This is a genomic window from Gardnerella sp. KA01001 (genome assembly GCF_049244025.1).
GTDB lineage: Bacteria > Actinomycetota > Actinomycetes > Actinomycetales > Bifidobacteriaceae > Bifidobacterium > Bifidobacterium swidsinskii.
This window is the reverse complement of record NZ_CP058366.1, coordinates 1029150-1051011: the sequence shown is the minus strand read 5'-3', so window position 1 is coordinate 1051011 and position 21862 is coordinate 1029150. Positions and strand designations below refer to the sequence as shown.

Below are 21862 nucleotides of genomic sequence, written 5' to 3'. Positions count from 1 at the left end.
CACTTCAACTCCCCCAATACTAGATTCTTTACAAACATGATTACCTACCCCTATCAAGTGAAGCTAATGCCATTCGTAAAACATTAGGCAAATCTGCATCAGATATAGGAGTAGAAATATTATTATCTGCACAAACTTGCTCAACTGCTCTTTGAGCGTCAACTTGTCTCCAACCCAATGAAACAAGACCCTCTATTACGCATTGCACGCTAGAATCAACAATCTGCTTATTAGATTGAGTAGAATCATTAGAACTATCTGCCAGTATTGAAGAATCAAGAGAACCCTTCAATTCCAAAATAATCTTCTGCGCACCCTTTTTCCCTAAACCAGGAGCAGAAGAAAGAGAAGTTACATCTCCCTCAGAAATAGCTTGTAAAAGACGATCAACATTCAAAGTTGAAAGCATAGAAAGAGCAACTTTAGGACCAATTCCACTAACTTTTTGCACTTGCAAAAACATTCGTTTAGCAGCTTGAGTTGTAAAACCATAAAGAGTTAAAGCATCTTGCGAAACTTGAAGCGACGTATAAACGCGAGCTTCCTGGCCTTCATGCAAAGAAGACAAATCTTGAGAAGGCATATAAGTCTCATAGCCAACTCCAGAAACAACAATAAGAGCAGAACGAGCATCAATTGACGCAACTTGTCCAACAAGCATTCCAATCATAAACTCACTCCCACTTAACAAAAACTCATAGCTTAAAGCACATAAAGTCAAATACAATTATAATAGAACATCTGTTCTATTAATATCCTACATGCCTCGAACGACAGAAGAAGATTTACGCGCCTGAGCTTGAGCTAAAGCCCACTGTTTCTGCGCAGCAGTTAGATGCTGCTCGCGCTCGCCACCTTGTAAAGCACCAGAAGGACGAAGAGCATGACAAATAGCTTGAGCTAAAGCGTCGGCAGCATCAGCAGGAGTAGGCAAAACATTAAGTCCAAGTAGTCGCGCGACCATGCGCTCTACTTGAGGTTTTTGAGCTTTTCCGTTTCCAGCTACAGCAAGTTTAACTTCAGTAGGAGTGTGTAAAGCAACAGGAATATTGCGCTGAGCTGCAGCAAGCATTGCAATACCTGCAACCTGTGCAGTGCCAAGAACAGTATTTCGATTTTCTTGCGCAAAAACACGTTCAATAGACACAGTATCAGGCGAAAAACGCTCAATTTTTTCAACTAATCCATTATAAATCTTTAAAAGTCGCAAATCTTGCGAAAGATCAGGCTCAGACCTCAACACATCGACGTGAATAAAAGAAAGCCGACGCGAGACGCCGGCTTCAATCACGCCGACCCCGCAGCGAGTAAGCCCGGGGTCAACGCCCAAAATCATCATAGGAGACTATTCATCTTCCTCAAGCTGAGCCATAACTTCATCTGAAGCGGTCCAGTTGCTGTAAATATTCTGAACATCGTCCAAGTCATCGAGATTATCGATTAAGCGAGAAACCTTTTGAGCATCTTCGAAGCTCAATTCAACCTCATTATTTGGATGCATAATGATATCTGCAGAATCATAGTCGAAACCAGCTTCCTGCAAAGCCTTACGCACAGTTACCAAATCACTGGAATTGGTGTAAACAGAATAAACATCGCCATCATCAGCAACATCTTCAGCTCCAGCTTCAGCTGCAACTTCGAAAAGCTTATCGTAGTCAACACCTTCGGATGGAACTTCAATCAAACCTTTACGTTCGAAGTTGAAGCTCACGGAACCGCTTGTTGCCAAAGAACCGTTGCCCTTAGTAAGAGTTGAACGCACATCAGCAGCAGCACGATTACGGTTATCAGTAAGGCATTCAATAATCAATCCAACACCTGCAGGAGCGTAACCTTCGTAAACAATCTCTTCATAGTTTGCGCCGCCAGCTTCTTCACCAGAACCACGCTTTACAGCGCGCTTGATGTTGTCAGCAGGCATGGAAGCCTTTTTAGCTTTAACGATGGCATCGTACAGCGTAGGGTTACCATCAGGATCGCCACCACCCAAACGTGCAGCAATTTCAATGTTCTTAATAAGCTTGGCAAAAAGCTTGCCACGCTTTGCGTCGATAGCGGCCTTCTTGTGCTTTGTAGTCGCCCACTTGGAATGACCTGACATGATACTCCTAAAACGTACAGTTAATCAAACGAAACGATTTTATTGCGCTTTCGCGACAAATTTTATTTATCTTTTATATCAAGCCCATGCTTTACTTCAAAAATACGCTGGAAAACTGTAATAATACCGCCAATAGCAAGCAGAATCATAGCAAAACTTAACCAAAAAAGTTGATTTGTAAGACCAACAAGCCCCATAGCAACAAGAATCACAGCAACTCTATCTGCACGAGTTATTAAACCTTTTTTAGGATCTACATTTATTGACTGACCGCGAGCGCGAGTGTATGAAGTTACGAAAGCTGCCATAAGAGCAACCAAACAGCTTAATAATCCTACACACTTTATTGCATTGCCATTCAAAGTTGAAATCCAAGTGCACATATCTTTTTCGTGAGCTTCATACAAACAAATGCATACAGAGGAAAATAATGACCAGTCTGCAATGCGATCGAGAGTTGAGTCAAGAAATGCACCAAATTTTGTGCCGCCTGTTGTCAAAGCAGCAACAGAACCATCTAAACTGTCCGCAAGCACAAAAATAGTTAAAAATATAGTGCCAACAACAAACTGTTTAGTAAAAGCAGTAACAAAAGCAATAATAACTACAGCTATTGTTCCGACAATTGTTACACAGTTAGCACTTATGCCTAATCGGACTAGCAATTTTGCAATTGGAGAAATAGTGCGCTTAAACCCGCTGCGTAATGATTCCAACATTGAATGCAACCTTCCTAGCGTAATCAAGCAAATAAAACTTGGGTTCAATAAACAATCTCATATTAGTCAATCGGCTGTAATACACACAAAAGCCCACACAACGTTAAGAAGTGTGGACTTTTGCTTATTTCGTTTATTTATTGCAATTTAGTTTTCAAGCGAAACTGTGCTGCTTAAGTAACGTTATTTAAATTACATAACTTAAATAGCTTATGCTACTTAGTGTAGCGCTCGAAATCTTCTGCAGTATTGACCTGAACGCGCTGCTTAATGATGGACAAAATCCACTCTTTAGCTTGCGAAACAGGAACGCCATTCAATTGGCTGCCATCGCGGAAGCGGAAGCTCACAGCATTGTTGTTCACATCCTCTTCGCCAGCAATCAAAGTGAATGGCACCTTAGACTTAGAAGCGTTACGAATCTTCTTGCCGAAGCGATCGTCAGAGTTGTCCATTTCGCAACGAACCATATTCTCTTCCAAATCGCTAATCAATTTTTGCAAGTGTGGAGCGAACTCGTCTGCAACAGGAACGCCAGTTACCTGAACTGGAGCCAACCATGCTGGGAACGCGCCCGCGTAATGCTCGAGCAAAATAGCGAAGAAACGCTCAATAGAGCCAAAGAGTGCGCGGTGAATCATCACAGGACGCTGGTGGCTACCGTCAGCCGCAATGTACTCCAACTTAAAGCGCTCAGGCAAGTTGAAGTCGAGCTGAATAGTAGAAACCTGCCAAGTGCGACCGATTGCGTCTCGAGCTTGCACGGAAATCTTCGGGCCGTAGAATGCAGCTCCACCTGGATCGTCCACGAGTTCCAAACCAGACTCTTTAGCAACCTCTGCCAAAGTATTAGTTGCTTCTTCCCAAATCTCGTCGGAACCGACGAACTTATGCTCATCCTTAGTGGAAAGCTCCAAGTAGAAGTCGTTCAAACCGAAGTCTTTAAGAAGACCAAGCACAAAGTTAAGCAAGCTCTTCAACTCATCGCGCATCTGCTCGCGAGTGCAATAAATGTGCGAATCATCCTGAGTCAATCCACGAACACGAGTTAAACCATGCACAACGCCAGACTTTTCGTAGCGATACACAGTACCAAACTCAAACAAGCGCAAAGGAAGCTCGCGATAAGAACGCTGGCGAGACTTGAAGATCAAGTTATGCATTGGGCAGTTCATTGGCTTCAAGTAGTAGTCAGCACCTTGGCGAGTTACGTTACCGTTTTCGTCGCGCTCTTCGTCAAGCTTCATTGGAGGATACATGCCATCCTTGTACCACTGCAAGTGGCCGGAAGTCTCATATAAGCCACCCTTAGTAATGTGCGGAGTTTGTACGAAGCTGTAGTGATGCTTTCTGTGCTGCTCGCGCGAATAATCTTCCATTGCGTTAATAATTGCAGCACCCTTTGGATGGAATACGGCTAAGCCTGGGCCAATCTCGTCTGGGAAGGAGAACAAATCCATCTCTTGACCAAGCTTGCGGTGATCGCGCTTAGCAGCTTCTTCCATGCGAGTTGTGTAAGCTTTAAGCTCTTCCTTGCTAGGCCAAGCAGTGCCGTAAATGCGCTGAAGCATAGGATTCTGCTCCGAGCCACGCCAGTAAGCTGCAGCCACACGCTCAAGCTTAAAAGCCTTAATGTAACGCGTGTTTGGAAGGTGAGGTCCGCGGCACAAATCGCTCCAAACCTTGTTTCCTTCGCGATCTACATTGTCGTACATGCTAAGCTCATGCTTGCTGATTTCGCCAGAGGCAGCAGGATCAAGAGCTGCTTCCTTATCCCCAATCAACTCCAACTTATAAGGTTGATTTGCTTCTTCTTCGCGCGCTTCGTCCTCTGTTACAACGCGACGACGGAAGCTTTGAGACTCTTTAATAATGTGCTGCATATGCTTTTCGATTTGCTTCAAATCGTCTGGCGTAAATGGAGTATCAACATCGAAATCGTAGTAGAAGCCGTCTTTAATTACAGGACCTACGCCCAACTTTGCGTCTGGTCGAATTTCTTGAACAGCTTGAGCCATCACGTGAGTAGCGGAATGACGCATGATTGCGATGCCATCTTCACTATCAAGGGCCACTGATTCCACGGTATCGCCGTCATGAAGAGACGTGTACAAATCACGCAACTCGCCATTTAAACGCACAGCAATAATATTCTTATCTTCCGCGAAAAGTTGGGCGCCAGTGAAGCTTGCATCCACCTCCTTGCGTTCCTCGTTTACGGTGATGGAGATGGTATTTTCAGCCATAATTGTCCTTTTCTATCGGGGTCTTGCGTTACTAATGTGCAGACCTGGACTTGTGTGGCGTCGATAAACTTACGCGATTAAACAATCAACAAAACGCGCAAAAACGACGTCAATCGCGCGCATTTTTCACGCGCAATTCGTTGACATTCTAGGACAACAGAGCGACTTTTAAAACTCTTTTGCTAAATAGCGTTTTCGGCTACTTTTTCTCGCCTTGCATGCAATCTTGATGAAAAATCATTAATTTTTATAAAAATGCTTTCGCCAATCTTGACTATTAAGAAGAAAGCTCCAGCGCAAATAGCAATAGTGCCACCGGCAGAAAGCTTCAGTATTACAGCTAAAGCTAGTCCAATTAAAGCAATTGAAACAGCAGTAATTACGCATGCAAGTACGAATTTATTTATAGAAGCAATTCTTCCCTTTAATGCTGCAGCAGGAGCAGCAATAAGAGATACTGAAACAACTGTACCAACTGCTGGAATAATAACGGAAACAGTAATAATAATCAAAGCAAGAACCATGCCCTGTATAAAACCTGATCTTCCGCCTGCAGCACGGTAATTAATAGGGTCAAACGAGCAATGCACAAGATTAGCAGAATTAAAAATCCATAATCCCAAAACAAGCAAGAAAGCAACAGAGGCTGAAATTACGTCTGCAGGAGTGCAATTAAGCAATGATCCAGTTAAAAATCCCTCAATACGCAATGGCAATGGAGCAAACCACTTATTTAAAAAGTATCCACTAGCAAAGCCAACAGTTAAAGTAATACCAGCTGCAGCTTGCGAAGAAATGCCTTTAAGATGCGAAAGTGCATACATTACTAAAGAAAGTACAACACACGCAACAGCAGCACCGACAAAAAGCCCAAGCGACAAAATATTTTGATCTATTGTATAAGCAGAAGTTAAAACTACACCTAATACTGCTCCAGGAAAAGCAGCATGAGTAATAGATTCAGTAAAGAATATTCGCTGATTAAGAAGCGCGAGAGAGCCAACAAAACCACATAGAGCACCTACAACAATTGCTTCAACTATAGGTAGAGCAATAATTTGCCAAATACTTACCATCTATTCCCTACCTTTACAAGATTTTGCTAAAACATGCATATCGGTACCGCTTGTATGAGTTTTATGCGCAAAAACTATAGATGAAATAACTTGGAATAGCCAGCGTACAATAAGCACAACTACGAACATTGCACACATGCTTAATGCAATTGCAGCTTGAGGAGAAATAGGATGATCAAGCTCCAAATTCATAACGTACATACCAAGAACAACTCCAGCAATACCAACAAAGATACCAACTGCAACCATGCGCCCAACTGTTCTAGACACTAAACGAGCACTAGCTCCTGGAATAATAAGGTACCCGATCACAAGAAGAACACCAACAGCTGAAGATGCAGAAACAACAACCGCAGCAATACCAACGTTAAGAACAATATCGACAAAAAGAGTATGCACTCCCATTAATGGAGCACTAGCTCGATCGAAAGCAACAATAATCTGCTGTTTCCAAGTTGCCAAAAGCACAATAATTGCAAACAAGCAAATCCACATTGCTTGAGTCATTCGCTCATCAGTGACATCGAGCAGCCTACCAAACATCAATGCCTCGAGCTGACCTGACATATCACCTTTTTTTAGTGAAATTACTACACCAAGAGCAAAGAAAGTAGTTAAAACAGTTGCGATAATTGATTCATTTATGCGAGTTGAACGAGAAGCCCACACTAATGCAGCAACTAAAAATACTGAACAAATTGCAGCACCAGGAATAATTTGATCTATGCCACCGTATAAAGCGCCTACAACAATTCCAGGAAATATGCCATGCACAATAGCTTCCGCATTAAATTCAGCACATCTCAAGTTCACAAATACACCAACGATTCCGCTAGCTATAGATAGAACTATAAGTAAGCAGAACGGGCGAAAAATATAAGGAGCAGAAGCAATAAAATCAAAACCAGGAATTGGTTCCAGAACTTTTCTTAATGACTCAACTAATTGGGCAAGCATTGAAAATCAGCCTTCCGCAATTTCCGAAAAAGTAAGACCTGCAGAAGCAGCAGGCATGCTTCCACCATATGCACGAGTAATATTTTCTTTAGTCATTACTTCTTTAAGCGCGCCAAAAGCAATCTGCTTGCCAGCTAAAAGTAGCGCTTTTTCACAAATAGCATCTGCAATAACTAAATCGTGCGTAGATACAACAAAAGCAATACCTTCTTGCTTTGCTGATTTCATAATATTAAGAAGTTCTCGGCGATTCGGTTCATCAAGACCATTAAAAGGTTCGTCGAGCAAAATAAGCGTTGGCTTTGCAACAATCGCGCGCGCAAGAAGAATGCGCTGGCGCTGACCGCCAGAAAGGTCACCAAATCGCACATCTGCGCGATTGAATAAACCAACATGATTAAGAGCATCCTCAACAGCTTTTTTCTGATCTTTTTTAAGCAATCCAAGAAAACCTGTCTGTCTACTTAAGCCCATTGCAACAACTTGCCGTGCAGTAATCGGGAACGTTAAATCCAAATCAACCTGCTGTGGAACATATCCAATAGACAAAGCCTTAGGCATTTTCAGTTCACCGCGACTTACGCGCACGATACCAATAATAGCCTGCAAAAACGTTGTTTTCCCAGAACCATTTGGACCTATTAAAGCCAAAGCTTCCCCGGCTTGCACACTGCCATTAATACCAGTCACTACAGTTTTATAACCGTATGCCAGGTCGCAATTTTTCATTGCAAGGACGCTCTTATTCACTATATTTCCAGTCTTTTCAGTTTATTAATAAGTATTCGTAACAGTAACTTCTTGCTTTCGCTATTAAACTTTCGCTATTAAAGTTACTGTTACGATACTATTATTTTTACTGTTATTTATATGTTACTTCTTCAATGCAGTCTTAACTGAATCTGGAAGTTCAGGAACATTACCATTCCAAGCTTTCACCAATGTTTCAACATTGTGAACAATGGAACCGATGTAAGTTTCGCCTGCAGATCCGACTGGTCCAAGCGAATCTCCATAAAGTGCGTCGTCGCCAATAACAGCCTTTACTCCTGCTGCTGCAGCAACAGCCTTGATAGACTTGGAATTGTTAGAATTCTCAGCAAAAATCGCAACAGCTCCGGACTTCTTGACATCTTCTGCAGCTTTCTGAATATGATCTGCAGTAGCATCCTGCTGGCTGTTGAAATCAGAAAGTGCTGCACCAATGAACTTCACATTGTAGTCACGAGAGAAGTAACCGAATGCATCGTGAGAAGTGAAGAGAACACGATGCTTTTGTGGCACACTATTCAAAGCTTTAGTTGCCCAAGCATCCAAATCAGTCAAAGACTTAACGAACTTTTCAACATGCTCATCGAAAATAGATTTGCTCTTAGGAAGAGCTTTTCCGAGGAAATAACCGATATTCTTAACCTGAATCATCGTGTTCTTCGTGCTGGTCCAAATATGTGGATCGTACTGGAATTCAGGCTCCTTCTCGCCTTCTTCTGGAGGGAATGGCCACTTTTCAGCATGCACCTTAGCGATACCGCGATCAACCTTGTATGGAAGATCCTTTTCCTTAGCAGTCTCAGCCTTTGGATTCTTGATTTCGTCAGCAGTGAGAATACCGGAAGTTACACCCATAGTGCCCTTAAAACCGGTAGCTTTCACAGCTTGATCCAAGAAGTGCTCGAGATCTACACCAGAAACAAGCATCAAATCAGCCTTAGAAAGAGCTTTAGATTGAGCTGGAGTCATTTCATGCTCATGAGCAGAAGCGTTTGGCGCAAGCAAGCAGGTCAAATTAATTGTTGACTTTGCTTTGTCTTGAGGAGCTCCGATTACAGACTTCTTGCCCTGAGAATCAGTCTTATTGAGGCTCAATCCAGATTTTGCGTCAGCAGTTGAAGCGATTTGAGTTACGTAATCGCAAATTTGAGTTGTAGTTGCCACTACATTTACTTGATTGCCCTTCGCCTTATTTTCGGCATTTTTTGCGGAGCCGCAAGCACCCATAGAAGTTGCTAATAATGCAACCGCAGCTGCAGTTGCGAAAATTCGTGAAGTTTTCACACTCGTTCCTTTCGGGAATCTTTAACTGTTATTGCATGGGTTGATTGTGAGAGGTACTCATGAAAGCTATTCATGAAAAAAATAATCATTCGCAATAACGCTTATAGCATAAGAAAAATATACGTGACGGTCAATAAAAAATGTGAAAAAATATAATTATTTTTGCAAAAATGCGTTTCGTGAATTTTTCATCTGCTATAATGCAAAATTTCAAAAAAGACCATGCTGCTTTCTGCTTTATCTTGCATTAAAAAACGTTAATATACCAACGAAAAAATAAATGTGATTATAACATTTGGACAAATTTATTAATCAGGCATTTTTGTTTATTTTTTACGCAAAACTAGTAGCGACACGCCATAATATTCACGACACGCAGAATAACAAAAAAATTACAAATATTTTCAAAATGTTTACAAATTGTAACAATACATAAGTTTAGACAGTAATACACATGTTTAGCCAACTCTGCATGTGCTTAATGACGATTACACTTAATACTATGTTTGGCAATACAGATGGTATGAATTACATTGCAAAACCTGACAGTTCGCACACTGACGCTAAAAATTCTGCAAATAATGAAATATCAGTAGATATTCATCTTGCTTCCACACCATTGCGCACGCCTCATGCAAGCGATAATAAATATTCAAGAGGCGTTCTAGGCGTAATTACCGGTTCAAACGACTATCCCGGAGCAGCAGTGTTAAGCACAAGCGCTGCAATACATGCAAATATTGGAATGGTCCGTTATTCAGGTCCTCTTCGTGCACAAAATTTAGTATTGCAAGCATCCCCTGAAGTAGTAGCATACGAACAATTAAACGGAAAAATCGACGCAATAACAGTTGGATGCGGCATACCAGACGAAAGCCATTGCAACGACGAAACGGCTTTATCTCAAAGAAAATACATTGCTAGCATACTTGCAAAATACTCCAACGAAAACGAAAACGACAACAAAAACGACAACAAAAACGACAACGCTGAAACGCAATTAAATAACAATCTTCCGCCAATATGCGTAGATGCTGGAGCATTAGACTTACTACCAAAACAAGTTTGCGAAAAAGTAGTTCTCACACCTCACGCAGGAGAATTAAGCTCGCTTTTTACTAGATACGATTTAGAAGTAAGCGCACAACAAATAGCCAGCAACCCAACACACTACGCTCAAAAAGCAGCCGATCTTACTGGAGCAACTGTGTTAGTTAAAGGCGCAACAACAGCAGTTGCATCACCATCAAAATTGCACTCTCCTATTTATATTGCACAATACGCTCCATCCTGGCTAGCAACTGCAGGCTCAGGAGATGTGCTAGCAGGAATTTTAGGAGCATTGCTGGCTCAGCACGAAAAAGATAACGAAAACAACGCGAACAACAACGAGAAAAACAATGCGAACAACAAAAATTACGCACTTATTGCAGCGAGCGCAGCTGTGATTCATGGAGTTTGCGCAGTATTTGCGTCACGCAGTAGCGGAGGAAACAATTACACTCAACTAGTGCAAGACATAGTGAAATCAAAGCGTGCTTTAACTTTGGAACATCCAATTGTGGCAAGCGACATTATAAATGCATTACCGCATGTTCTTGGGATTCTTATTAATATAAAGTAGCGCGCGGAATAATATCAGCAGTGTACAAAATTAACGCATGAAACAAAATACGCGAATGTAAAATAACGTATGAAACAAAATAGAAGGAGTAGAAATAAATGACTAACGCACAAAATATTGAGATCCATGACGTCATGTTTGATTATTGCAAAGTTCTACTCGAATGGAATTGCCGAAACTGTTTGCAAAACCAGTTCCCGAATTTAGCTGATACTATTTGCCCTAATGGAAGCTTTGGAAAGAACGATTTAGCCGGGTTCTATGAATTTGAGGACCGCATGGATGGCGGCGAGCTTTTGAAAGATCTTATGCCTGAATACGAACGTCGCTTTGGAAGCGAACTTGCTGAAGCTTTCCGTTGGTATTGCGCTCATTATGACCAAGTTTTGACACGAATGATGCCTGGAATGGTTGATTTATTGCATGATTTACGTAAAGCTGGATACGGCGTATGGGGCTTAACAAATTGGTCTAAAGAAACTTTCCCACTTGCGTTACGCAAATTCCCAGAACTTTCTACTCTTTTGCAAGGAACCATTATTTCCGGTGTTGAGCATTTGCATAAGCCAGAACCGGAAATTTTTGAACTTGCTATAAGTAGATTTGGATTAAATCCGCAAACAACTGTTTTCTTCGACGATAAGCCAGCAAATATTGATGGAGCTCATAGAGTTGGCATGCATGGATTTGTTTTTACAACTGCAGAGCAAGCGCGTAAGGATTTAGCTTCAGTAGGAGTAAATCTTTAATAATTGCTTAAATATTTAGCTTATACTACTAAGATTATATATAAAACTATGGTTATGTGGAACTATGGTTATGACAACTAAGAATTAGGTTATGCCTATACCTTTTGCTAGATTCGTTAGCGGCTCATTTATGTGATTTTTGATGATTATCGTAACTTTTAGCTCACGAAAGAAGCTCGTATGACTTTGCTACAACTGAAGTATATTGTAAAAATCGTTGACTGCGGTTCAATGAATGAAGCAGCACGAGCACTATATATTTCACAACCAGCATTGAGCTCTTCTGTAAAAGAGCTTGAAAGAGAACTTAACATTGAAATTTTCACTAGATCCACTCAAGGAATTGCATTAACAGCTGATGGAGCTGAGTTTTTGACGTACGCTCGACAAGTAATTGAGCAGGCGGATCTTCTTGAAGAACGATACAAAAGTACGAAGCCTCGCCCACAATTATGCAGCGTTGCAACACAACACTACATGTTTGCTGTTGAAGCATTCGTCGATATGATTCGCAGTATTCATTCTAACGAATACGAGTTTTCAATTCGCGAGACGCGCACAAAAAATATCATTAAGCAAGTAAGCGATATGCGCGCAGACCTTGGAATTCTTTATCTTTCTGACTACAACAAGGATGTAATCGGCAAGCTGCTTCGTGAAAAACATTTGGAATTCCACCCGCTTTTCCGAGCAAAATTGCATGTTTTTCTTTCTAGAAATAATCCGCTTGCAGTGCGAAAAAGCTTGAGTTTGGAAGATTTGAAACCGTATCCTTTTATTCAATACGAACAGGGAGAAGAAGGAAGTTTCTTCTTCGCAGAAGAAGCGGTTTGGCCTACTCGCCCACCGAAAAAGATCAACGTTTCTGACCGCGCTACCATTTTAAACTTTATTATTGGGTTGAATGGTTACACTGTTTGCACTGGAATAGATAACGGCGATTTAAACAATGAAAAAATTGTCACTATTCCGCTTGAATGTGATGACACTATGCTTGTTGGCTGGATTACCAACGAGCGCACGAAGCTTTCAAGAGCTTCACTCGCTTATCTTACGCAACTTAAATCTGTGCTTGTAAGACATGGTTACGCGCTTATAGATTCACGAAATTAGTTTATTAACTTACTCGCTTATTAACTTATTGCATGTTGAACTATTAAATGATTAGTTCGCAAAACAACAATCAAATAAGTTGAACTTGCAAAATAACACAAACTAAAAAATAACTCATAATACAAGTTGTCCACATTTCTTTAATCGAATTGACGCTCACTTTTTCCATTCATAAAATCGCTATTAATTTGTTGCAAAGAAAAAGGAGATGCGTGATGGGCATTATTAATGTAGCGGCAAAAATATTGGAAATTATGGGACCAATGACAACTATGAAGCTGCAGAAGCTTGTGTATTATTCTCAAGCGCACAGCTTAGCTACAACTGGATTGTCACTATTTCCGGAAGATTTTGAAGCTTGGACGAACGGTCCGGTTTCATTGGAACTATTTAACAGGCATCGAGGAAGATTCACAATTCGCAAAGAAGAACTACTGATTTCTCTTCCAGAAAGATGCGCAACTTTAGAATATGAGCAGGTCAAGATTATAGAGGAAGTGTGCGCAAAACTTGGAAATCTTACAGGAAATCAGCTCAGCGAAAGAACACATAAAGAAGATCCGTGGATTCGCGCGAGAATCGGCATATCTGCAAATCAAGGCAGCGAGGAAATAATTTCCAAGAAGTCAATGCGAGATTACTACATTAAGCATCCTATTGTGTAAATGCGCGAATGTCCGAAGAGCGCCAACTAGAGACCGTAACGCAGTATGCGCTCGCGCGCTTTGGCCGAGCTTGAAATCAACAGGATTTCAAGCTCTTTCAAAGCGTGATTTGGCTCAATTGTGAAGCACGGTGTGCTTCACATGCCAAATCAGCCGAACGGCTACCAATAGCCGTGAGGAATAAGCGCTCGCTTACGAAACTCGCGTTGGAAGTCCACTGGACTTCCAACTTAAGCGAGTTTCCGCTCCGAGTTGCTTTCGCGCGCTACGCTCTAAGCGCGAAAGCAGGTCGGAGCGCACACAAATAACTAAGGCGAGCACGTTGTTATTAGCAAGTGCCCACCTTAATCATTAAAAAACATTCTTATTTTATAAGTACATCTAAATCGCAGTGCCGTGCTCGTCAAGGCGCGGATTCTGCCTAGAATTACTAAAGCTAAAGAACAAGCCAAACACGCCTAATGCAAACAAAACGGAAACTACCACAACAAGCACAATAGGCTGGCTAGGAAGCCACATAATCACCAAGAAAGCAAGCGCGGAAAGCAAAATCACAGCCCAGGAAAACACTCCGACAACTTTACGAACAACATTCCAAGTATCATCGCCCAACTGAGATCGCTTAACATTGCGAGCCAGTCTCTCCTCCTCAGCTGTCACGTTAGAAGTTGGCTTCCAAGGACCAGTTCCCCTCTCTTGAAGTCTTCTAGAGCGTTCTTGTAAATTGTATTCGTCAATCATGCCTCCGCGAGCGCGACCTTTTGTTTCATCATATTGAGAAGGAATCCCCTTGCGGCTCTGCCTTTCCTTCGCGCGACGCTCTTTGCGGTTTGCCATGATTGTTCCTTTCTACATTGAATTTTCGTATATCAAGCATTTATGACACAATACGCACTATTTTAGCACGGTAAGGCCTTCTTCACACGCGTCGACAATTCTTTCTATTAATAAATCGTTGAGCAGCCTACCTTTGCGTGTTGCGATAATGCGATTTTCGTGCAACACTGCCAAATCTTCCTTACACACTTCGCGTAACACTTTTTGCAAATGCGAATCATCGAACACCTTATTAGTTTCGCGCATCTTTTCGCACAATTGCAAAATATTAAGACCTTCTTTAATGCGAAGCTCAAGCATTACTTCTTCAATAAGCGCATCTTCAGCATTTATACACTCGTAGTTTTGCCACGGCACATTTCCAAGATTTATAGCATGCGCCCATCGTTTTGGGTGCAAAATATCCCATGAGCGAAGGTTATAAAACTCGTTTGGATTAGCTAAAGAAGCACTATCATCCATGCTTTGTTTACTAATACGATTGGCAGCATTGTAGTGCGAATGTGCTCCAGGACCAATTCCAGCCCAATCAATATTTCGCCAGTAGCCAAGATTATGTTGAGATTCAAAACCCGGACGCGCCCAATTAGAAATCTCGTACCATTGTAATCCAGCAGAGTTAAAAAGTTCGTCTGCCAACTCGTATTTTTGAGCTTCATCATCGTCGTTTGGCGCTTGAATAGTGCCAGCAGCGATTTGACGACCCATTTTTGTGCGCGGCTCTACCGTTAGCGCATATGCAGAAATATGGTTAACACCTAGGCTTAAAGCCATTTCTACTGACTCTCGCCAATCGTCTAGACTCTCTCCCGGAGCGCCATAAATCAAGTCAACACTTGAACGCAAACCACATGCGTTTGCTGCTTTTACACCGCGAGTTACGTTTTCTGGAGTATGCGTGCGGTCAAGAGTTTTAAGAACATGCGGCACTGCTGATTGCATTCCGAAAGATATTCGCGTAAATCCGCCTTCTGCAAGCGTTTCAATATACTTTTCGTCTGCAGTATCCGGATTTGCTTCAGTAGTTATTTCCGCGTCTTTATTAAACCCCCACAAGTTGCGTATTTCTTGCAAAATTCGCACTAAATCTTGCGCTTTAAGAACTGTTGGAGTGCCTCCACCGAAGAAAACAGATTGCGCTTTAGGTTCGAAAATTCCGTGATATTCCTGCCATTTTTTTACAAGACGCATCTCTTGAATCGCAACATCCGCATAACCTTCGCGACTTGCACCTTCACCCAAATCGCGAGCAGTATACGTGTTAAAATCGCAATAACCGCAGCGGCGCAAGCAAAACGGCACGTGCACGTACACTTCAAAAGGCATACTTTCAGTTTGCATAGCTGATTTATTTAATTCAGCATCCAACTCTAAACTCATCCTTCAGACTTTTGCGCTGCGCGAATCTTATCTTTAGTATCGCGATCGTTTGCGCTCTCGTCTGTAGCCAAAGCCGCAACGAATGCTTCCTGCGGAACTTCAACATGTCCGAGCATCTTCATGCGCTTCTTACCAGCCTTCTGCTTTTCAAGAAGCTTACGTTTACGCGTAATATCGCCGCCGTAGCATTTAGCGAGCACGTCTTTTCGAAGAGCGCTAATAGTTTCACGAGCAATAATTCTAGAGCCAATTGCAGCCTGAATTGGAATTTCAAACTGCTGACGAGGAATAAGTCCACGAAGCTTCTTAGTCATCATAACGCCGTAAGAATAAGCCTTATCTCGGTGCACAATCGCACTAAAAGCGTCAACCTTATCTCCCTGAATAAGAATATCAACTTTCACTAAATCGGCAGCTTGCTCGCCATCTTCGTGGTAGTCAAGAGAAGCATAGCCTTTTGTGCGGCTTTTAAGCTGATCAAAGAAGTCAAAAACGATTTCTGCAAGAGGAATCCTGTAATGCATTTCCACGCGGTCTGCACTAATGTATTCCATTGTGCCCATTTCTCCGCGATGATCCTGGCACAAATCCATTACAGCACCAATAAATTCTTTCGGCGTAATAATATCTGCAGCAACCATTGGCTCAATAATGCGCTTAATCTTGCCTTCTGGAAACTCGCTAGGATTTGTTACGTGATGTTCTTTACCATCTTCGCTAGTGACGTCATAAGTTACGTTAGGAGCAGTGGAAATAAGATCCAAGCCAAACTCGCGGCTTAAGCGCTCTGAAACAATCTCCATGTGTAGAAGACCTAAGAATCCACAACGGAAACCAAAGCCCAACGCAACAGACGTTTCTGGCTCGTAAATAAGAGCTGCATCATTAAGTTTTAGCTTGTCGAGAGCATCTCGAAGATCTGGGAATTGAGCGTTATCAATTGGGAAAAGACCTGCGTAAACCATAGGTTTAGGGTCGCGGTAGCCATCCAAAGGCTCAGATGCAGGATTTACGGCGCTAGTAATAGTGTCGCCGACTTTAGATTGACTCACGTCTTTTGCGCCTGTAATTACGTAACCTACTTCCCCAGCTCCAAGCGCCTTTGTTGGAGTCATATCTGGGCTAATAACGCCGATTTCAATAGGATCGTGCGTCATGCCGATTCCCATCATATGCAATTTTTCGCGCGACTTAAGTTCGCCATCAACCATACGAATATAGGTGACAATTCCGCGATACGAATCATATACTGAATCAAAAATGAGCGCGCGAGCAGGAGAATCAGGATTTCCGCTTGGGGCTGGAACTTCCAGCACAATTTGATCAAGTAAGTCTTTAACACCTTCGCCGGTTTTACCAGAAACGCGCAACACGTCCTCCGGCTTGCAACCAATTAATCCAGCTATTTCTTCAGCATGCTTGTCTGGCTCTGCGCTTGGCAAGTCGATTTTGTTAAGCACAGGAATAATCGTCAAATTGTGGTCGATTGCCATATAAAGATTAGAAAGCGTTTGCGCTTCAATGCCCTGAGTTGCGTCAACAAGCAGCACCGCACCTTCGCATGCTGCCAGCGCGCGTGAAACCTCGTAAGTAAAATCGACGTGACCAGGAGTATCAATCATGCCAAGCGAATACTCTTTGCCTTCAAAAGTCCACGGCACTCGAACAGCCTGAGATTTAATAGTAATACCGCGCTCTTGCTCAATATCCATGCGATCCAAGAAACGGTCTCGCATTTCACGCTCTGGCACGATTCCTGAAAGTTGTAAAATGCGGTCAGCTACAGTAGACTTGCCGTGATCGATATGCGCAATAATGCAGAAATTGCGTATCAACGATTGATCCGTAAATCCTGGCTGGTTATGCGGTGTAATCAAGGCAAATATCTCCTTTTAAGAATGCGAATACATGAAAACATGCAAACATAAATCAAGCACTATAACTAATCAATATTAGCAAATCTACTACCTTAGCGTAAAGTGCAAAATACGAAAGTTATTTATTAAATAGCATATTCAATAAGTTTTTAATTAAACCAACAATAACAAATTAATTATATAAACTACTATATTTATCTAATAAGCATGATACACTTATCATTTGTATGTCCTTATATAGCAAACGTCGTTTGGAGTAACAGTGGCAAACATTAAGTCGCAGAAAAAGCGTGTTCTCACTAACGAGAAAGCACATAAGCGTAACGTAGCAGTAAAGTCTGCTTTGAAGACTGCTATTCGTGCTACTCGTGAAGCCATCACCGCTGGTGATAAGGCTGCAGCGCAGGCCGCTTTCGCAGTAGCCGCTAAGAAGCTTGACAAGGCTGCAGGTCGTGGCGTGATTCATAAGAATCAGGCTGCAAACCGCAAGTCTGGTCTTGCTGTAGCGATTAACGCTCTGTGAAGTTTGTGCAGGTAACTGCATAACACAGCATGTAAGGAAAATCCCCAGTACCAATCGGTGCTGGGGATTATTTATATCACTCTATCGGCAACGTAATTTAGACGATATACGCCAATACGAGTACCACTACGAGTATAACTGCCACGGCAGCAGCAAACACCACGTAATCCATCGGCTTCACATGGTGATGCTGCAACAATGCATGGCATACAAACGCTGCGATCAGCAAGATTACCCCTGAAATAGCATTGGCATACCAAGGTAAATGATTGATGCACGAGAAAACAACACTCGTCAGCCAAATGGTAGCAAACGAAGCAAGCCATGACCGATGCCCTGTTGTGGCATGCTTCTTCGAAATAGTTGCATCATCCATATTAACACCCCAATGCTGCTGTCAAAGTGCCACCTGCAGCGCTACAAGCTATATCAGCCGAAACACCAGCAATTGGTGACGCCAATCCAGAAATACCAAGTGATAATGGAGTACAAACTGTTGCATCCCATAAAACATTCCATCCCACACCAATCCATTTAGGAATACAATGATGTTTCTTTCCACCACGTTCTAAAGCTGTCTCTAAGGAAACAGTAGGAGCAATCCTATGAAGAACTTTGCTATAACCAAAATCAACATGCTGCCCGTCATGAACTGTTAAATTGATAGTTGCTATAGTATGATTTGTTGCATCTCTCCAAGTAGCTATATTATTCTTTACTACGATAGTATCACCAGCTAGCGTATGCACATTCAATCCTTGTCCAGATACTGGAACAATTGAACGTCGACCATCTGGAGAACGCAATCCTCTCATTTCAGACTTAAAATTCCCATATTGTGATGTTGATTGAACTGCAAAAGATGGAGTTGCAAACACCATACTTCCAAGTAATGATGCTGCAGCTATTAACAATGAACTAACTTTCTTCATCATAAGATGACCTCTCTAATATTGGCCTTATCAATTAGTGAGTAAGCGTATTCCAGTAAACAGCATGTTGGCCAAACATGTGGTGAGCGATTCACGTTGTTATGCTCACAAGGCGATAATATAATACTTGATTGATAGAAACGCCGTCATAATCAGGTAAGCGGCAAAAGTGTGTCTGTAAACGTGTTTATTCAGGCGTGTCGTTAGTGTAGTGTTCCTTTTCTAATTGATATATCTGGGTAGTAATCTGCCCTACATAAGTCAAAGCTTGTATCGAAACCCGAAGACCCAATTGATTGCTGGTCATCAATAATTTTCTTTGTTACACCATTGCAAAGCAATAACTTTACCCTTGCTTGCCGCGGTTAATAAACACCACCCGTATGGAAGGTATGTTCCATCGATTTGAACATAGTCATAAATTTCGCCTGTCTCGGGTAATTCTGGTTTAACATTCCAATACCATTCAATCCGATATCGCCATGTTCTATCAGAACCACTAGGACAGGCTTCACATTGAGTCTGGTTTCCCATAATCCAATGAATGAATTTATCAAATTGTGCTACATGTGTAATATCTTCACGTTTCCTTGTAAAAGACATTCCACATGCAGTACATCTCCAACGGATAGCACCTTTACGTGTTCTACCATTTCTCTTCATTGAATGAGAGCATATTGGGCAGCGTTTACTACTTAATCTAGGCATGTATTAAGCACATCGCACGCCTTATACCTCTATTTGTTTTCAATGTCAAGTAATACTAAATGTTAAGCTTTTTAGCTTAATGACAGCGAGCTTCCCTTGGTATTTCAACGAAAACTCGGGTTTTTAGACACACTTTTTTGCCGCTTACCCAATATTAACGATGACGACGATTATTAATACGACGAATACGAGGACGTCTAACCTTAATAGGTTCCGTGCGGTTCATTGCTCCAAATAAAGTTAAATCTAGTTTCACAGACAACAAACGCATTGCAACAACAAGAGCAACAATAAGGACATCAAGCAATATTTCAACAGTTAAACCAAAATAACCTGCATGCCTTGCTTTTACAACAAAAACGGTTAGTACACATCCCACTGAAGCAGGGAAAGCGTACCAATGCTTATCCCGCACAATAACAGGAACTTGGTTCAAAATCATGTCGCGAATCAAACCGCCTCCTAAAGCAGTTGCCATTCCTAAAAATACTGAAGCCATACCAGACATGTGGAAATCCAAGCCTTTTGCTGTGCCATTCACCGCAAACAAACCCAATGCCAAAGCATCAAGCGTAAGCATAAGCCAACGCCATTTATCAATCTCAGGGTGAGCAACAGCCACAATAACACCAGAAAGCAAACCTGTAATAACAAAACCACGATCAGCAATACCAACAGGCGGCAATGCTCCAAGCAACACATCACGAACAATACCGCCACCCAATGCAGTTATCCAAGACGTAGTAATAATCGCAAAAACATCATAATTCTTACGAATAGCCCACATGCCGCCAACCATGCCACAACATCCCATAGCAACATACTCAACTATAAGAAAAAAGATGTTATCCCCTAACGCACCTTCCAAAGCATTTCCCTTCAAATAAATTCACCAAAACACTGCGCGCATAACAAACAAACGCGTTGTACTCTATACGATATCTAAATATAGAGTACAACGCGCCATAAGCAACATTAGATTAGATAATATTAACTAACTTATATAAATCAGTCGCAAACTTTCCACATCCAGTTATGCTTATCTTCGACATCACCGAGTTGAATGCCAAGTAACTCATCGCGCAAAGCCTGAGTCAACTCACCAACACCACCATCGGCAACCTTAAGATCGAATTCATCGGACTTAAAGCGACCAATTGGCGTAATGATTGCAGCAGTACCGCAAGCAAAGACTTCAGTAACCTCGCCAGAACGAATGTCGTCAAGCAACCCTTGAAGAGGAATCATGGTTTCAACAACCTTATGTCCTGCTTCCTCAGCAAGCTGAATCAAAGAACGACGCGTAACGCCAGGAAGAATACTGCCAGTAAGAGATGGAGTTTCCAAATGGCCATCCTTGTGGAGTGCGAACATATTCATGCCACCAAGCTCTTCCAAATAAGTCTTAGTTGCAGCATCGACGAAGCACACCTGCTCGCAACCGTGCTCAATACCCTTGTATTCACCAAGCAAGGAAGCAGCGTAATTTCCACCGCACTTAGCAAAACCAGTACCACCAGGACCAGTACGGAACCACTGATCTTCAACCCAAATGCTAACAGGCTTCAAACCACCCTTGAAGTATGGGCCGGATGGAGAAGCGATAACACAGTATTCAACTTCGTGAGCTTCGCGCACACCGAGGAACGGCTCGGAAGCAAACATGAATGGACGCATGTAAAGCGTATACTCTCGACGGCTCGGAACCCATTGCTTATCTCGCTTTACCAAGGCTGCAACCGATCCAATAAAATCATCAATAGAGAGTTCCGGCAAATACAAACGCTTAGCAGAATTTTGGAAACGAGCAGCATTAATATCTGGGCGGAAAAGCCAAATAGAGCCGTCGGCGCGCTTATAAGCCTTCAAACCTTCAAAGCACTCCTGAGCATAGTGCAACACAGATGCACCTGGATCCATTTTCAATGGACCATAAGGCTCTACACGACGATCAGACCATCCTTCGCCTTTAGTCCAAGACATATGAACCATATTGTCGGAGAAAATCTGACCGAAAGCAGGCTTATCAATAAGTTCGTTGCGCTTTGCGTCCGAAACTGGATTATCATTCGGCAGAACTTCAAAGTTGCCAGCCAATTTGTTCAACAGAGTTGTATCGCTATGATCATAAGACTCATAAGCGTCAGAAAACTCTGGAGCTACTTCTAAATCAGCCATTATGTCTCTTTTCTATGTGGATTATTTCTACTTGCCTTTTACCGCAATTAACGTATAGAATAATACGATTCTTGTTTTTCGCAAAACTTACACGCCAAAATTTTTCAAAAAATATTTCA

General features: G+C 42.1%; 21 protein-coding genes and 1 pseudogene. 5 read left to right on the top strand and 17 right to left on the bottom strand.

Annotated features, from left to right (window positions below; translation table 11 throughout):
* Window positions 1-40: 40 nt before the first annotated feature.
* The 9 genes from ruvA to HXT59_RS04195 all read right to left on the bottom strand — a co-directional run bounded on the left by ruvA (window position 41) and on the right by HXT59_RS04195 (window position 9157).
* Window positions 41-670, bottom strand: a complete 630-nt coding sequence (gene ruvA, locus HXT59_RS04235) for a Holliday junction branch migration protein RuvA (RefSeq protein WP_064621376.1) — start codon at window positions 668-670, stop codon at window positions 41-43.
* An 87-nt stretch (window positions 671-757) separates the two neighbouring features.
* Window positions 758-1339 carry a crossover junction endodeoxyribonuclease RuvC gene (ruvC, locus tag HXT59_RS04230; protein ID WP_012914216.1) on the bottom strand — a complete coding sequence of 194 codons (582 nt, stop codon included), beginning with the start codon at window positions 1337-1339 and terminating at the stop codon, window positions 758-760.
* 6 nt (window positions 1340-1345) lie between these two features.
* Window positions 1346-2104, bottom strand: a complete 759-nt coding sequence (locus tag HXT59_RS04225) for a YebC/PmpR family DNA-binding transcriptional regulator (protein ID WP_004106544.1) — start codon at window positions 2102-2104, stop codon at window positions 1346-1348.
* A 62-nt stretch (window positions 2105-2166) separates the two neighbouring features.
* Window positions 2167-2823: a CDP-alcohol phosphatidyltransferase family protein gene (locus HXT59_RS04220; RefSeq protein ID WP_004108811.1), complete on the bottom strand. Its 657-nt coding sequence runs from the start codon at window positions 2821-2823 to the stop codon at window positions 2167-2169.
* Between the two features lie 215 nt (window positions 2824-3038).
* Window positions 3039-5069 (bottom strand): threonine--tRNA ligase, encoded by a 2031-nt coding sequence (gene thrS, locus HXT59_RS04215; RefSeq protein WP_012914217.1) that lies wholly within the window; start codon window positions 5067-5069, stop codon window positions 3039-3041.
* A 182-nt stretch (window positions 5070-5251) separates the two neighbouring features.
* Entirely contained in the window at window positions 5252-6145 is an 894-nt protein-coding gene (locus HXT59_RS04210) for a metal ABC transporter permease (protein WP_004108805.1), read from the bottom strand.
* A complete protein-coding gene (locus tag HXT59_RS04205) occupies window positions 6146-7102 on the bottom strand; it encodes a metal ABC transporter permease (protein WP_012914218.1) in 957 nt (318 codons plus the stop codon).
* Between the two features lie 6 nt (window positions 7103-7108).
* Complete coding sequence (locus HXT59_RS04200) at window positions 7109-7831, bottom strand: metal ABC transporter ATP-binding protein (RefSeq protein ID WP_041160582.1); 723 nt, start codon at window positions 7829-7831, stop codon at window positions 7109-7111.
* A 144-nt stretch (window positions 7832-7975) separates the two neighbouring features.
* Complete coding sequence (locus HXT59_RS04195) at window positions 7976-9157, bottom strand: metal ABC transporter substrate-binding protein (RefSeq protein ID WP_421784164.1); 1182 nt, start codon at window positions 9155-9157, stop codon at window positions 7976-7978.
* A gap of 472 nt (window positions 9158-9629) precedes the next feature.
* On the opposite strand from HXT59_RS04195, the gene HXT59_RS04190 reads away from it, so the two are divergent.
* The 4 genes from HXT59_RS04190 to HXT59_RS04175 all read left to right on the top strand — a co-directional run bounded on the left by HXT59_RS04190 (window position 9630) and on the right by HXT59_RS04175 (window position 13308).
* A complete protein-coding gene (locus tag HXT59_RS04190) occupies window positions 9630-10781 on the top strand; it encodes an ADP-dependent NAD(P)H-hydrate dehydratase (protein ID WP_012914221.1) in 1152 nt (383 codons plus the stop codon).
* Window positions 10782-10879: 98 nt separating this feature from the next.
* On the top strand, window positions 10880-11530 hold the full coding sequence (locus tag HXT59_RS04185; RefSeq protein ID WP_248893383.1) for an HAD family hydrolase: 651 nt from the start codon (window positions 10880-10882) through the stop codon (window positions 11528-11530).
* 180 nt (window positions 11531-11710) lie between these two features.
* Window positions 11711-12643, top strand: coding sequence for a LysR family transcriptional regulator (locus tag HXT59_RS04180; RefSeq protein WP_012914223.1), 933 nt, complete (start codon window positions 11711-11713; stop codon window positions 12641-12643).
* Window positions 12644-12858: 215 nt separating this feature from the next.
* Window positions 12859-13308 carry a Panacea domain-containing protein gene (locus tag HXT59_RS04175; RefSeq protein WP_064340324.1) on the top strand — a complete coding sequence of 150 codons (450 nt, stop codon included), beginning with the start codon at window positions 12859-12861 and terminating at the stop codon, window positions 13306-13308.
* 381 nt (window positions 13309-13689) lie between these two features.
* Here HXT59_RS04175 and HXT59_RS04170 read toward each other — a convergent pair whose 3' ends face one another.
* Genes HXT59_RS04170 through lepA form a run of 3 tightly spaced genes read right to left on the bottom strand, consistent with a single transcriptional unit; the run spans window position 13690 to window position 17402 of the window.
* On the bottom strand, window positions 13690-14145 hold the full coding sequence (locus HXT59_RS04170; RefSeq protein ID WP_012914225.1) for a hypothetical protein: 456 nt from the start codon (window positions 14143-14145) through the stop codon (window positions 13690-13692).
* A gap of 57 nt (window positions 14146-14202) precedes the next feature.
* Window positions 14203-15525 (bottom strand): radical SAM family heme chaperone HemW, encoded by a 1323-nt coding sequence (hemW, locus tag HXT59_RS04165; RefSeq protein WP_288231033.1) that lies wholly within the window; start codon window positions 15523-15525, stop codon window positions 14203-14205.
* On the bottom strand, window positions 15522-17402 hold the full coding sequence (gene lepA / locus HXT59_RS04160; protein ID WP_012914227.1) for a translation elongation factor 4: 1881 nt from the start codon (window positions 17400-17402) through the stop codon (window positions 15522-15524). The genes hemW and lepA overlap by 4 nt, the downstream gene beginning before the upstream one ends.
* 262 nt (window positions 17403-17664) lie before the next feature.
* Here lepA and rpsT point away from each other — a divergent pair, with 262 nt between their 5' ends.
* The gene (rpsT, locus tag HXT59_RS04155; protein WP_004106518.1) at window positions 17665-17925 is read left to right on the top strand and encodes a 30S ribosomal protein S20; all 261 of its coding nucleotides are present in this window, start codon (window positions 17665-17667) and stop codon (window positions 17923-17925) included.
* 97 nt (window positions 17926-18022) lie between these two features.
* Here the strand turns inward: rpsT and HXT59_RS04150 are convergent, their stop codons facing one another.
* From HXT59_RS04150 to HXT59_RS04130, 5 genes and pseudogenes are all read right to left on the bottom strand, one after another.
* Window positions 18023-18301 (bottom strand): hypothetical protein, encoded by a 279-nt coding sequence (locus HXT59_RS04150; RefSeq protein ID WP_033888441.1) that lies wholly within the window; start codon window positions 18299-18301, stop codon window positions 18023-18025.
* Window position 18302: 1 nt separating this feature from the next.
* A complete protein-coding gene (locus HXT59_RS04145) occupies window positions 18303-18860 on the bottom strand; it encodes a hypothetical protein (protein WP_012914229.1) in 558 nt (185 codons plus the stop codon).
* Between the two features lie 309 nt (window positions 18861-19169).
* A pseudogene (locus tag HXT59_RS04140) lies at window positions 19170-19565 on the bottom strand (transposase-like zinc-binding domain-containing protein); the annotation flags it as partial.
* 154 nt (window positions 19566-19719) lie between these two features.
* Window positions 19720-20433, bottom strand: coding sequence for a trimeric intracellular cation channel family protein (locus HXT59_RS04135; protein ID WP_041160500.1), 714 nt, complete (start codon window positions 20431-20433; stop codon window positions 19720-19722).
* Between the two features lie 140 nt (window positions 20434-20573).
* Window positions 20574-21743 carry a branched-chain amino acid aminotransferase gene (locus HXT59_RS04130; RefSeq protein ID WP_004108753.1) on the bottom strand — a complete coding sequence of 390 codons (1170 nt, stop codon included), beginning with the start codon at window positions 21741-21743 and terminating at the stop codon, window positions 20574-20576.
* Between the last annotated feature and the right edge of the window lie 119 nt (window positions 21744-21862).